Raw genomic sequence first — 13,615 nt, forward strand, 5'->3', positions numbered from 1 at the left:
GCTCCCCATAATGAGATCATGAACGCAAGCACCGACAAGATCCTGTTTCTGCTCAAGAGCCATGGCCCGCAGAGCGCCGCTGCGCTGGGGGAGCAGTTGCAGATGACCTCCATGGGCGCCCGCCAGCACCTGCTCACGCTCGAGCAGGAGGGGTGGGTCACATTCAGCGACGAGGCGCGTGGGCGCGGTCGTCCCGTGCGGCTGTGGCAGCTCACCGAGCAGGCCTGGCAGCGCTTCCCTGATAGCCATAGCGATCTGACCGTGCAGTTGATCGACAACGTGCGCGAGCTGTTTGGTGAGGAGGGGATGGAACGGCTGATCCAGCAGCGGGAGCAGCAAATGCTTGCTCGCTATCAGGAGGCGCTGGGGTCCCATGGTCTATCTGGCCGGCTGGCGGCGCTCAAGGAGCTGCGCACTCGCGAGGGCTACATGGCGGAGATCCTCCGCGAAGAGGATGGTAGCTGGCTGCTGTGGGAGAGCCACTGCCCCATCTGTGCGGCAGCGCGTACCTGCCGCGGTTTCTGTCGCAGCGAGCTGGCGCTGTTTCGCCAGCTGCTGGCGCCGGCGACGGTGGAGCGGGAGCAATATCTGCTGGAGGGGGCGCATCGCTGCCTCTATCGCATCACGCCGCCCGCGCTCTGATTTCATCAAACGCCCAAAAACAACAAAGCAGGCGCCGGGATGCCTGCTTTGTTGCCTTCGGGGAGGGGGTTCTCTCGTTCCAGCCCGTCGTTTCCCGATAAGGTAAGACGGCTGATGGGGCTCTTGACCCGGTAAGGTCCTTCACCGCAGAGACCCGGTCAGGTATCTGCTTTGCCACCGGAAGATGTAATCATAGTATCCCTCCCATGCCGGTGAGTGGTTGCAAAGTAACCACTTATTTCGGTTGTTTTTGCAATAGTTCACCCTTAATCTAGGAAAAGTGGATTAGTCATTGCAACGAGGAAGGGTAAATGCTGAAACTTGATCGCATAGACAGACATATTCTCGAGCTGATGCAGGAGAATGGCCGCATCAGCAATCTGGAACTGGCCGAGCTGGTCGGGCTCTCGCCGTCCCCCTGCTCCCGCCGGGTCAAGGCGCTGGAGGATGCCGGTCTCATCGACACCCACGTTACTCTGCTCAACGCCCGCCAGCTTGGCCTCACCCTCACCGCCTACATTCACATCTCCATGGACAGACACACGCCCGAGCGGTTCGAAAACTTCGATCGCGCCATCAGCGAACTGCCCGAAGTGCTGGAGTGTGACCTCATCACCGGCAATGATGCCGACTACCAGCTCAAGGTGGTGGTGCGCGACATGGAGCACTACCAGCACTTCCTGCTGGACAAGCTGACCCATATTCCGGGGGTGACCGGGGTGCGCTCCAGCTTCGTGCTGCGCCGCATCAAGCACAAGACGGCGCTGCCGCTCAACCATCTGGGTTGAGCCCGCGCAAACCGCTTATAGAAACAGAAAGAGGAGGCCAGTGGCCTCCTCTTTTGTTATTTGCTCTTGGTTATTCGGTCGTGGTTATCGGGTCTGGATTAGCTGTCGCGCTGACGGGGAATGGCGACTGCTGTGGTCAGACGCTGACCTGGCTGATGTCTTCCACCTGCAGCAGCCAGCCGCTCTGCTCCTGCTGCGGTTCGCCGCTGACCCGCAGCCGCTCGCCGGTCGGCACCCACTGCCCCTCGGGCAGGGAGACCAACAGGCTCTCGCTGCCGTTGTCGAACAGCCAGCGATCTTCGCCAAGCGATTCAATCAGATAACCCTCCATCTCCACTCTGGATTCGGCTTGCCAGGATGGCGCAACGGAATCACGGCTCTCGATGAAATCCCCCTGAACACCAAAACTGGCTAGCCCCCACAGAATGGAGAGCCCGACGATGGATGTTTGCATCTTGTCTCTCCTCTTTTGGAACTGTAGGGCCAGTATGGGAACAGAAAACTGAGCGCACCATGAACAAGGTGGCAAAGTGCTGGCGAGATCGCGAAAAAAATCCGGCCAATTGGTCGGTAGTGTCATTTTATGGTGCCTGGATCACACTATTTGGCGGCTTCTTCTGCCATCCGTTCAGCTCTTGGCTTATTCGTCCACATGGCTACCCCGCGATGATCCCCACAGATCCCCTCTGCTACCACGGCGCGAACCCGGGTGCCATCTTTGCAAATGGCCTGCCAGGCGTCAGCATCATCGATGGCGAGCGAGTTGGGGGGCGGCGTGGTTTGGCAAGCCGTGAGCAGCAGGGCGCACAGGGGGAGCAATTTTTTCATGGCGGACTCCTCGGGGTGATGGGGGACTGGGAGGATGGGGATGACCTCTCCATCCGGGCTTCACTCCCCAGCATCAGTGATAACCGGTTAAGGGGCAAGGGGGGGGGCCACTGACGGCCGCAGGTGCCGTGCAGCCAGGGCTTGCCCTGTGCCCTCCTTGGGCCTATGGTGGGGCCGTTTTATTGCCTGATTGAAGGAGCGTTTTCATGTCCACTCTCTATCCCCGCGTCGGGGTCGGCGTCATCCTGACCAACGCCCAAGGCCAGGTGCTGCTTGGCAAACGCAAAGGGAGCCATGCCCCCTACTGGTCGATCCCGGGTGGTCATCTGGAGTTGGGGGAGAGCTTCGAGTCGGCGGCGATCCGCGAGGTGGCCGAGGAGACGGGACTTGAGATCCACGGGCCCGAGGTGGTGGCGGTGACCAACAATCTGGAGACCTGGCGCGAGAGCGGGCTGCACTATATCTCGGTGACGCTGCATGCCCGGGCCGATGGCGAACCGCAGCTGCTGGAGCCGGAGAAGTGCGAAGGCTGGGTCTGGTGCGATCCGCGCGAGTTGCCCGAGCCCCATTTCGACGCCAGCCGTCAGTCCATCGCCTGCTGGCTGGCGGGACGCTGCTATCTGCCGGGTGATGTGCCAATGGTGTCGGCCGAATCAGCCTGATTGTCATAAAACGATCATCGCGCTGTCATAATATCCCCTCTCCATCGGGAGAAGAGAGATGAGGGAGAAGAGCGTGGGACAGGTATTTATTCAGTTTTTATGGCTGGGATGCATCAGTTTTGGTGGTCCGGCCGCTCATATCGGTTATTTCCAGCGCGCCTTCGTCCAGCGGCTCGGTTGGCTCACACAGGCCGAATTTGCCCGCTTGCTGGCGCTGTGCCAGCTGCTGCCGGGACCCGCCTCCAGCCAGCTTGGTTTCGCCATCGGTCGTCATCGCGCCGGTCTGGGTGGGGCGCTCTCTGCTTTTGTTGGCTTCACGCTTCCCTCATTTCTTCTGCTACTGGCGGCTGCGATCGGTATCGGTCAGCTGGGCAGCAATCTGTGGCTTGATGCGGCGCTGCACGGCCTCAAGCTGTTGGCGCTCATCGTGGTGGCCGATGCAGTGCTCACCATGAGTCGTCAGTTCTGTGCCACTGGAATGACCCAGGGGATCATGGTGGTGACCGCTGCTGCACTCTGGTGGCAGCCCGGTCTGCTGACTCAACTGTTGATGCTGGCGGGAGCGGCGCTGATCTGCGCCCGCAGCCAGTGCGGGGCGGGTAGTCGCCCTGCCTCCGCCGAGTTGCCTTCTGCCGCCAGCAGTCAGCCTCATTGGCCGACCCTGTTGCTGTTTGGCATCCTTTTTATCGGCCTGCCGCTGCTCGGCAGCCCGCTTGGCCAGCTGGTTGCTGACTTCTATCGCGCCGGCAGTCTGGTGTTTGGCGGTGGCCATGTGGTGCTGCCGCTGCTGCAAGAGAGCGTGGGCCACACTCTCAACGAGCAGCAGTTTCTGACCGGTTACAGTCTGGCGCAGTTGGTGCCGGGCCCCATGTTTACCCTTGCCACCTATCTTGGTGCCCAGTTGTTGCCAGGGACGCCACTGCTCGGTGCAGTGTCGGCGACCCTGGCGCTCTTTGCTCCCGGCTTTCTGCTGCTCTGGGCGGTGGGCCCCTGCTGGCAACAGTGGCTGGCCCGGGCCCGTCTGGCGGGGGCCGTCACCGGCATCAATGCTGCCGTGGTGGGCTTGTTGTTGGCGGCCCTCTATCCGCCGGTGTGGCAGAGTGCGGTGCTGGCGCCGACCGATCTGGCGCTGGCGGCCATCGGCTTTTATCTGCTGCGGGTGTTGAAGTTGCCGGTGCCGGCCATCGCGGCCCTGTTGGTGATGGCTGCTATCCTGCTGGCGTGAAGCCGGTGAAATCCCGATAAAAACGGCGCCTCCGTGATGGAGGCGCCGTTTTTATTGCAATGGGTAAGTCGCTTAAGCGTCGGGATCGAAATCCAGACTCAGGCTGTTGACGCAGTAGCGCTGGCCGGTCTCGGTCGGTCCGTCGGGGAAGACGTGACCGAGGTGAGAGCCGCACTGGCGGCAGGTGATCTCCACTCGCTTCATGCCGTGGCTGTTGTCCTCGGTGTACTCCACCGTCCCCTCGATGGCCTTGTCGAACGAGGGCCAGCCGCAGCCGGAATCAAACTTGGCTCCTGAGTGAAACAGCACGCTCTTGCAGCAGACACAGAGGTAGTCGCCGCTCTTGCGATTGTGGAGCAGGGCGCCGCTGTAGGGGCGCTCGGTGCCCTTCTCCCAGCAGACGTGAAACTGCTCGGCGGTCAGTTTGCTGCGCCACTGTTCCGGATTGTTACTGCTCATACCGACTCCTTGCCATCCATACCGGAGCCCAGCATAGCGGCTCCGTAAAGCTGACTCCAGCATGCCTCTTATGCTTTGCCTGTATCTGTGATCGAGGTGGCAACCATCTCCTCACCGGATGCAGGGATAATTTCCTGCTGCGGTGGCTGGGCATCCTCCGCCGTGCTGGCCAGTGCCACCCGCTCCAGCAGTTTGAGGGAGTGGGCCCGGCCGACTGCCACCTGCCGTTTGATGTCATCGGGCAGGAAGGGGAGGCCATCGTTGGTGGCAGTGTCGATGGTCTGGATCCACTCCAGCCCTTCCCCCGGCGGCGGCAGGCGGAACTGGATATCGTAGTCGCTGGCGTTGAACAGCACGTACCAGCGCTCGCCGACACAGTTGATCATGCCGATATCCATGGCGAACGCCTGCCCCATGGGGGCGTGCCAATCCTGATCGGTGAGCTGGTGGCCGTCCGGGTGATACCAGTTGACCTGATGGCAGCTGGACGGGGTGCCATTCCAGCTGTCGTCGCTCAGTTGCAGGTTGGAGAAGACGCAGGACTCCGCCCGCAGCGCCATCATCTGCTGGGTGAAGGCGAACAGCCGCTCATCCTCCGGTCGCCACTGCCAGTTGACCCAGCTGATCTGGTTGTCCTGGCAGTAGGCGTTGTTGTTGCCAAGCTGGCTGCGGCCCATCTCGTCGCCGGCGAGGAAGTGCGGTGTCCCTTGCGACAGCAGCAGGGTGGCAATCAGATTGCGCTTCTGCTGCTGGCGCAGGCTGTTGACCCGCGGATCCAGGGTTGGCCCCTCTACCCCGTGGTTATAGGAGAGGTTGTTGCCGTGGCCATCCCGATTGTCTTCACCATTGGCCTGATTGTGGCGCTGGTTGTAGGAGACCAGATCCTCCAGGGTGAAACCGTCGTGATAGCAGAGGTAGTTGACGCTGGTGTGGGGGGAGCGCCAGTTCTTCGGGAAAATATCCCGCGAGCCTACCAAGCGGGTGGCAAAGTCCCCCATCTTGCCCGCATCACCGCGCCAGAAGGCGCGCACCGTGTCGCGGTAGCGGTCGTTGATCTCCTGCCACTGGCTCGGAAATTGACCCAGCCGGTAGCCGAAGGGGCCGATGTCCCAGGGTTCGGCGATGAGCTTGACCTGTGACAGCACTGGGTCGGCCATCACGGCCTTGAAGAAGGCGCCCATGGGCTCGAACTCCCCCGCTTCCCGCGCCAGCGTCACCGCCAGATCGAAACGGAAGCCGTCCACCTGCATCTCGGTGACCCAGTAGCGCAGAGCATCGAGCACCAGCCGCAGGGTGTTGGGGTGATCCAGATTGACGCTGTTGCCACAACCGGTCACGTTGGCGTGACGGGTGTAGTCCGGGCCGTGGGGGCCCGCTTCGAAGGCGTAGTAACCGGCGTTGTCAAAGCCCTTGAACGAGAGGGTGGGGCCGTCGAAGCCAGAGGCGGCAGTGTGGTTGTAGACCACATCCAGGATCACCTCGAGCCCGGCCCGGTGCAGCTCGCGCACCATGGTCTTGAACTCGGTCACCGCCTCGTCTGCTCGGGTGCTGTAACGCGGCTCCGGGGCGAAGAAGGCGATGGGGTTGTAGCCCCAGTAGTTGGTGAGTCCCAGCTGCTCCAGTCGCGGTTCCGACATGAAGGCAGCCACCGGCATCAGCTGCACCGAGGTGATACCGAGGCTCTTCATGTGCTCGATAACCAGCGGGTGACAGATGCCAAGGTAGGTGCCCTGCAGCGCTTTGGGGATCCCCGGATGCTGCTTGGTAAAGCCCTTGACGTGGGTCTCGTAGATAATGGTGCGGGCCGGACTGATCCCGGGTTTGCCAACCCCTTGCCAGTCAAAACGGTCATCCACTACCACCGACTTGGCAATCATCCCGGCACTGTCCCCCTGATAGAGGGCTTCATCCCAGTAGGTGGGACGACTGAGCGCCTTGGCGTAGGGGTCAATCAGCAGTTTTTGCGGATCGAACAGCATCCCCTCCTGCGGGGTGCCATAGACCCGATAGCCGTAGCGCTGACCGGCCTTTACGCCGCGCACGTAGCCAAAGCGATACTGGCCACGGCGGCCGGGCAACTCCAGCCGCATCAGCTCCTGCTCCTGCTCGTCGTACAGGCAGATCTCCACCTTGTCCGACTGGGGGGCCCAGACGCAGAAGTGGCAACCGTTCTCGTCAAGGCGGGCCCCCAGCGGGTGGCCCACCCCTTTTTCCATTACAAGCATCAAGACTCCTGTTTGATAAACAAGGTCGCCAGCGGCGGCAGATCCAGCACTATGCTGTGTGCCATCCCCTGCCAGGGGGTCGGTTCGGCAGCGAACACCAGACCTACATCATAGTTACTACCCCAGTAATACTCGCTGTCGGTGTTGAGCACCACCCGATAGTGGCCCGCCGCAGGGACGCCGATCCGATATTCGAGACGGGGCACCGGGGTGAAGTTGCAAGCCACCACAATAGCCTGCTTGCCCTCTTTGTCCGCTCGCAGCCAGGCAAAGATGCTGTTGTCGGCATCGTTGTGATCCAGCCAGCGGAAGCCGGTCTGCTCATAATCGGCCTGATACAAGGCAGGCTCATGACGGTAGAGGTGGTTGAGATCGTGGATCAGCCGCTGTTGACCGGCATGCTTGGGATATTGCAGCAGATGCCATGGCAGCTGGGCATCGTGGTTCCACTCGTTGCTCTGGGCGATTTCGGTGCCCATGAAATTGAGCTTCTTGCCCGGGTGGGCGTACATGAAGCCCATATAGGCGCGCAGGTTGGCAGCCTGCTGCCACTCGTCGCCCGGCATCTTGTAGAGCATGGAGTGCTTGCCGTGCACTACCTCGTCGTGGGAGAGCGACAGGATGAAGTTTTCGTCATAGTGGTAAACCATGGAGAAGGTCATGTCGTTGTGGTGGTAGCGGCGGTGGATCGGCTCTTTCTGCATGTAGGTGAGGGTGTCGTGCATCCAGCCCATATTCCACTTGAAGCCAAAGCCGAGGCCGCCGAGGAAGGTGGGGCGGGAGACGCCGGCAAAGGCGGTGGACTCTTCGGCTATGGTCATGGCGTGGGGATACTTGCCGTAGACCTCCTCGTTGGTCCACTTGAGCAGACTGATCGCCTCGTAGTTGTGGTTGCCGCCATCGACGTTCGGTACCCACTCACCGGCGTTGCGGGAATAGTCGAGATAGAGCATGGAGGCAACCGCATCCACCCGCAGGCCGTCGATGTGGAACTTGTCTAGCCAGAACAGGGCGCTCGCCACCAGGAACTGGCGCACTGTGTCGCGGCCAAAGTCGTAGATGTAGGAGTTCCAGTCCGGGTGCCAGCCACGGCGCGGATCTTCATATTCGTAGAGCGGGGTGCCGTCGAAACGGGCCAGTCCGTGGGCATCGGACGGGAAGTGGGCGGGTACCCAGTCCAGAATGATGCCGATGCCTGCCTGGTGGCACTGGTCGACGAAGTATTTGAAATCATCGGCGGTGCCGTAGCGGCTGGTGGGGGAGAACATGCCCACCGGCTGGTAGCCCCAGGAGCCGCTGAAGGGGTGCTCGGAGACCGGCAGCAGCTCGATGTGGGTGTACTCCATCTCCTTGACGTAGGCGACCAGCTCCACTGCCAGCTCGCGCCAGCTCAGGCTGTCGCCGTTGGGGTGGCGCTTCCAGGAGCCGACGTGCAGCTCATAGATGGATAGGGGTTGCTCACGCTTGTCGTTGTGCTGGCTGGCAATCCACTCGGCATCCTGCCACTGGTACTGGGCGTGGTCATAGACCACGGAGGCGAACGACGGATACTGCTCGCAGTAAAAGCCGACCGGGTCGCTCTTGTGGGGCAGCCGGTTGCCCATGGGGTCCTTGAGCTCGAACTTGTAGCGATCACCGGCCTTGAGGCCCGGCACAAACAGCACCCAGTGACCGCAGAGGCTGCGCTGCATCGGGTGGCGGCGGCCATCCCAGAAGTTGAAATCGCCGATGAGGCTCACGGCGGTGGCGCTCGGCGCATAGACCGCAAAACGCACCCCCTCCACCTGCTGGCCAAGATGCTCCACGGTGCGCAGCTGGGCGCCAAGGGTGTGATAGAGGTTTTCCGGCTGGGCGGTTAGTTCGGCCAGGCCTGCCCAGGCGGCATCCTGAAACTGATAGGGGTCGATGACCTCGGTGGTGGCATCTTGGTAGCTGGCGATCAGCTGATAGGGGAAGGAGTTTTTGCGGCGGGTGAAAACAGTTTCAAAAAGACCCGATTCATCGGTGGGCGCCAGGGTGGCAACGACTTTGCCCGACTTGAGATCCTTGACGCGGACTTCGAGGGCATCAGGCAACCAGGCGGTCAGTTTGAGGCCGGGCCCATCCGGATTGGCCTGCAGGCCTAAGTGAGAGAAGGGATCGGAACAGCGGGCAGCAACCAAACGTTCAACGAGCATCGAGATTTCCTTTCATGACAGAGCATCCACTCCGGCCGAAGCCGGAGTGGATTTAGGTGAGAGCGCTGTGGGAGACAGCGTCTCAACGACTGGCCTCATCACGGGCTTGGCTCATCTTGCCAGCCAGTGCCTTGAGTGCCTCATTGGCAAAAATATCTTCCAGATCAGCGGAGAGCTTGCGGCGCCAGTTGGGGTATTCGTAACTGGTGCCCGGTACGTTGACCGGCTTGTCCATCTCCAGCCAATCTTCCAGCTGGGTACTGAACAGGGCGCAGCTGCCGCGGGACATGTGGATTTGCAGACCGTGGTTGAGCTCGGTGTTCATGCCGACCCAGTTCACGTCATGACTGATGTTGTCAGAGATGACCTTGTGGGCATGCAAGCTGTCGAGGATCCGCTGTTTGGCCTGGTGGCGATCAGCATACAGAGTCTTCAACACATCTTCATCCGGATACAGACCCAGTTGACGGCCGAGCGCCAAATCGTCGCAATGCCAGAAGCCCTTGAGGGTCGGCATGTCGTGGGTGGTCAGGGCCGACATCGCCTGCTCGGTGTAGTGCGCCGGGGAGATAAAGCCGCCATCTTCCTTGGAGCGCTCGAAGAAGAACACCTTGTAGGAGTGGACGCCGTTCTCTTTCAGAGTCACATCGATCCCCTCCGGCACGGTGCCCAGATCCTCGCCGATCAGCAGGCACTGATTGCGGTGGGATTCGAGGGCCAGAATGCCCAGCAGATCGTTGACCGGATAGTAGATGTAGGCGCCCTTGGCGGCGGATGCTCCGGGCGGTACCCACCACAGGCGCAGCAAGGCCATCACGTGGTCGATACGCAGTGCGCCGCATGAGCGCATGTTGGCACGGAACAAGTCCACCATCGGCTGATAGGCCGCTTCAAACAGCTTGTTCGGGTTCATCGGGGGCAGGCCCCAGTTCTGACCGAGCGGGCCGAGAATATCGGGCGGCGCACCGACCGAGGCTTTCGGGCAGTAGAGATCCTGGTTGGCCCAGATCTCGGTGGAGCCTTCGGATACGCCCACCGCCAGATCCCGATAGATCCCCATCACCATGCCGGCAGCCTTGGCGCGGGCATCGGCTTGCGCAAGTTGTTCGTCAGCCAGGAACTGCAGATAGAGGTAGAAGTTGACATCTTGCGGGTGCGCGGCCATCCAGGCGGCAACGGCAGGATTGTGGTAATCGCGCAGCTCCTGCGGCCATACCGGCCAGCCCCAGGCATTTTCGCCTTTGGCATAGAAGTGGGCCTGCAGGGCATCAAATGCTGCCTGCTGTTGCAGGCTGTCGCCACCGGCGGCCACGAAGGCATCAAAGGCGGCCTGACGCTCGGCGCTCAGGGTGGCTTCATCGAACACCTGACGCAGCATGCCGAGTTTGGTCTGGATCACGCCGGTGTAATCGACGTTCTCTTTGGCGCGCAGATCGGCCAGATGTTGCTGGAAGGCAGGACTTGCCACTTCCGCTTTCAGGCGATCGCTCTGCTGGAATTCGGGCACCGCTTCCACATTGATATAGGCCACGTTGAGCCAGCGACGGGAAGAGGGGCTGTAGGGACTGGCGCTCTCCGGATTGGCCGGATAGAGGGCGTGGATAGGGTTGAGGCCGACGAAGTTGGCACCCCAGGCGGCGGCTTTCTCGACCAGCTGGCCCAGATCGCTGAAATCACCAATACCCCAGTTGTGGCGGCTGCGCAGGCAGTAGAGCTGCACGCTCGGGCCCCACACCTTGCGGCCATCGGCAATCGGCGCCTGCTTGTAGCAGGCCTTGGGGGCAACGATGAGGCGCATGGTGGCCAGCGGCTCGTCATTGCCCTCTTCCAGCAGCACCAGTTGGTGATAACCCAGCTCCGGGGCCATATCCAGAGTGACGCGATAGGCCTGGCACTCCATCTCTTCAAATTCGGCCACGCCGACCAGCTCACCCTCGATGGGGGTGAATTGACCGGACAGCACAGCACCCTGCTCCTGCTGGAGCTGCCAGGTGAGGGCGTCGTTGACGAATTCGATGGGGAGGCGAACCTCAAGGGTAACGGCGTCGCCGGTGCGAACCACCATCACAGGATCCAGCGCCCGCAGCCAGTGCTGACGATGCTCCTCTTCCAACTGCTGCACCAGTGCGGCCTCGTCATCGACGCGGTAGCCCATGGCGCCCAGCATGGCGGCCTTGCTCTCTTCTGATACCTGGGCCGGGTGGCCCCAGGCATCGACATACTCGCTGGCGATACCTTTTGCGGCAGCCAGCTGTTCAATCAGGGTGGTCATAGTTTGAGAATTCCCGCTGTGGATTCTATCTATACTATTTTGTTTGATTTTTATGGGGTGGTACTTGAACAGTGGCTCTTTGGCCATGCTAAACCGCGCACATTTTTACATATCTCTGTGAATGGTTGTGTGACCGAGTAGGCACTATTGTTGATATCTGCGCGATGCCACGATCTGGCACTTTTTTCGTCAAAACGTGGTAATCAGTTACATAAACAGAAAATTAATTTCACAGTTTTTCATGATATAGCGCAATTTCAGACAGAATGTTGGTTGACTCACCGGAGAGTTCTAGTAAATTTACAAACGGAATTTTCTTTGACTACTGAACAGTTAGGTAACTAAATATGACTATCAAAGTAGGTATTAACGGTTTTGGCCGTATCGGTCGTTTCGTATTCCGTCTGGCTTGCGAGCGTGCAGACATCGAAGTTGTTGGTATCAACGACCTGATCGATGTTGACTACATGGCTTACATGCTGAAGTACGATTCAACTCACGGTCGTTTCAACGGTACCGTTGAAGTTAAAGACGGCAACCTGGTTGTAAACGGCAAAACCGTACGTGTTACCGCTGAGCGTGACCCGGCCAACCTGAAGTGGGGCGAAATCGGTGTTGACGTTGTTGCTGAAGCTACCGGTCTGTTCCTGACCGACGAGACTGCTCGTAAGCACATCGCTGCTGGTGCCAAGAAAGTTGTACTGACTGGCCCGTCCAAAGACGCTACCCCGATGTTCGTAATGGGTGTTAACGACGCTACCTACGCTGGCCAGGACATCGTTTCCAACGCTTCCTGCACCACCAACTGCCTGGCACCGATCGCCAAGGTTCTGAACGATACCTTCGGTATCGAGTCTGGCCTGATGACCACCGTTCACGCTACCACTGCTACCCAGAAGACCGTTGATGGTCCGTCTGCCAAAGACTGGCGCGGTGGCCGCGGTGCGGCTCAGAACATCATCCCGTCCTCTACCGGTGCTGCCAAAGCTGTTGGCGTAGTTATCCCGGAACTGAAAGGCCTGCTGACCGGTATGGCTTTCCGTGTTCCGACTCCGGACGTGTCTGTTGTTGACCTGACCGTTAACCTGAAGAAAGCTGCCACCTACGCAGAAATCTGCGAAGCGATGAAAGCTGCTTCCGAAGGCGCTATGAAAGGCGTTCTGGGCTACACCGAAGACGAAGTTGTATCTACCGACTTCCTGGGTGAGCGTCAGACCTCCGTATTCGACGCCAAGGCCGGTATCCAGCTGAACGACAAATTCGTTAAAGTTGTATCCTGGTACGACAACGAAATGGGCTACTCCAGCAAAGTTCTGGACCTGATCGCTCACATCTCCAAGTAATTTGGGATGCGCAATCGCGTAGCTTGAAAAAGGCGGCCATTGGCCGCCTTTTTGTTTTTCGGTTTCCCCTGATGACAGGAGTCCACATGCAATCCATTCGTCCCCTGACAGCCAATTGCAAGCTTGCCAACAATGCGGCCGGTCTGCCGGTTCTCACCATTAATAACGACTATGCCAAGGCCGAGATCAGCCTGTTTGGCGCCCATGTGCTGAGCTATCAGCGTCATGGCGAGCCGGCCTCCATCTGGCTGAGTGACAAGGCGGTGCTGGATGGCAGCAAGCCTGTTCGTGGTGGTATCCCGATCTGCTGGCCCTGGTTTGGCCCGGTGCCCGCCCGCGTTGGTAGCGGCAAGCCCTCCCACGGTTTTGCCCGCACCACCCTCTGGATACTGGACGGGGTCTCCGATCACGCTGATGGCACCCTGGTGCATCTCTCCCTGCGCGACAGCGATGCGACCCGCGCCCTGTGGGATCACCCCTTCGAGCTGGAACTGGACGTGCTGGTTGGCAAAGAGCTTTCGCTGGTGCTGACCACTCGCAACACCGGTAGCCAGCCGCTGACTTACAGCGGTGCGCTGCACACCTATTTGCATATCAGCGCACCGGAAGCGGTGAGCGTGAGCGGTCTGGGTGAGCCCTATGCCGACAAGCTGACCGGGCAGGATGCCAAGCAGCAGGGTGCATTGACCCTGAACGGGCCGCTGGATCGGGTCTACTGGCAGCCAGAGGCGCTGGTGAGCGTGCAGGATGGTGAGCGCGAGACCCGGGTAGTGAGCGGTAACCACGACAGCGTGGTGGTCTGGACCCCCTGGCTGGAAGGGGCCACCGCCATGGCCGACATGAGCGACGATGGCTATCGCACCATGCTCTGCGTCGAAGCGGCTATCGCTGGCGAGGCGGGGGTGACCGTTGCGCCGGATGATGAGCACAGTCTCTCTACCGTGATCATCTGATCAGGATGAGGTTCAGATAAATAAAGAGGGCTCCCGCGGGA

At 60.3% G+C, this 13,615-nt stretch carries 12 protein-coding genes; 6 read left to right on the forward strand and 6 right to left on the reverse strand.

Going from position 1 to position 13,615, the window contains the following annotated elements; translation table 11 throughout:
- Positions 1-18 precede the first annotated feature (18 nt).
- Positions 19-642 (forward strand): helix-turn-helix transcriptional regulator, encoded by a 624-nt coding sequence (locus WBR25_RS03290; RefSeq protein WP_123172359.1) that lies wholly within the window; start codon positions 19-21, stop codon positions 640-642.
- A 311-nt stretch (positions 643-953) separates the two neighbouring features.
- Entirely contained in the window at positions 954-1,430 is a 477-nt protein-coding gene (locus tag WBR25_RS03295) for an Lrp/AsnC family transcriptional regulator (protein WP_005304871.1), read from the forward strand.
- Positions 1,431-1,566: 136 nt separating this feature from the next.
- Here the strand turns inward: WBR25_RS03295 and WBR25_RS03300 are convergent, their stop codons facing one another.
- Positions 1,567-1,884: a hypothetical protein gene (locus WBR25_RS03300; protein ID WP_005343224.1), complete on the reverse strand. Its 318-nt coding sequence runs from the start codon at positions 1,882-1,884 to the stop codon at positions 1,567-1,569.
- 146 nt (positions 1,885-2,030) lie between these two features.
- A complete protein-coding gene (locus WBR25_RS03305; protein ID WP_005335715.1) occupies positions 2,031-2,258 on the reverse strand; it encodes a hypothetical protein in 228 nt (75 codons plus the stop codon).
- A 206-nt stretch (positions 2,259-2,464) separates the two neighbouring features.
- On the opposite strand from WBR25_RS03305, the gene WBR25_RS03310 reads away from it, so the two are divergent.
- Positions 2,465-2,920 (forward strand): nucleotide triphosphate diphosphatase NUDT15, encoded by a 456-nt coding sequence (locus WBR25_RS03310; protein ID WP_021229584.1) that lies wholly within the window; start codon positions 2,465-2,467, stop codon positions 2,918-2,920.
- 73 nt (positions 2,921-2,993) lie between these two features.
- A complete protein-coding gene (chrA, locus tag WBR25_RS03315; protein ID WP_479749395.1) occupies positions 2,994-4,145 on the forward strand; it encodes a chromate efflux transporter in 1,152 nt (383 codons plus the stop codon).
- Between the two features lie 72 nt (positions 4,146-4,217).
- Here chrA and msrB read toward each other — a convergent pair whose 3' ends face one another.
- The 4 genes from msrB to malQ form a co-directional block, all read right to left on the reverse strand.
- Positions 4,218-4,604 (reverse strand): peptide-methionine (R)-S-oxide reductase MsrB, encoded by a 387-nt coding sequence (gene msrB, locus WBR25_RS03320; RefSeq protein WP_040068248.1) that lies wholly within the window; start codon positions 4,602-4,604, stop codon positions 4,218-4,220.
- A gap of 68 nt (positions 4,605-4,672) precedes the next feature.
- The gene (gene glgX, locus WBR25_RS03325) at positions 4,673-6,829 is read right to left on the reverse strand and encodes a glycogen debranching protein GlgX (protein WP_479749396.1); all 2,157 of its coding nucleotides are present in this window, start codon (positions 6,827-6,829) and stop codon (positions 4,673-4,675) included.
- Positions 6,829-9,006 (reverse strand): 1,4-alpha-glucan branching protein GlgB, encoded by a 2,178-nt coding sequence (gene glgB, locus WBR25_RS03330; RefSeq protein WP_047439608.1) that lies wholly within the window; start codon positions 9,004-9,006, stop codon positions 6,829-6,831. Before glgB ends, glgX begins: the two co-directional genes overlap by 1 nt.
- An 82-nt stretch (positions 9,007-9,088) precedes the next feature.
- Positions 9,089-11,278: a 4-alpha-glucanotransferase gene (gene malQ / locus WBR25_RS03335; protein ID WP_182963247.1), complete on the reverse strand. Its 2,190-nt coding sequence runs from the start codon at positions 11,276-11,278 to the stop codon at positions 9,089-9,091.
- 347 nt (positions 11,279-11,625) lie between these two features.
- Here malQ and gap point away from each other — a divergent pair, with 347 nt between their 5' ends.
- Both gap and WBR25_RS03345 read left to right on the forward strand, forming a co-directional pair.
- Positions 11,626-12,621, forward strand: a complete 996-nt coding sequence (gene gap / locus WBR25_RS03340; RefSeq protein WP_139739792.1) for a type I glyceraldehyde-3-phosphate dehydrogenase — start codon at positions 11,626-11,628, stop codon at positions 12,619-12,621.
- An 86-nt stretch (positions 12,622-12,707) separates the two neighbouring features.
- A complete protein-coding gene (locus WBR25_RS03345; RefSeq protein ID WP_479749397.1) occupies positions 12,708-13,574 on the forward strand; it encodes a D-hexose-6-phosphate mutarotase in 867 nt (288 codons plus the stop codon).
- Positions 13,575-13,615: the final 41 nt, after the last annotated feature.

The organism is Aeromonas sp. MTB, assembly GCF_056632455.1.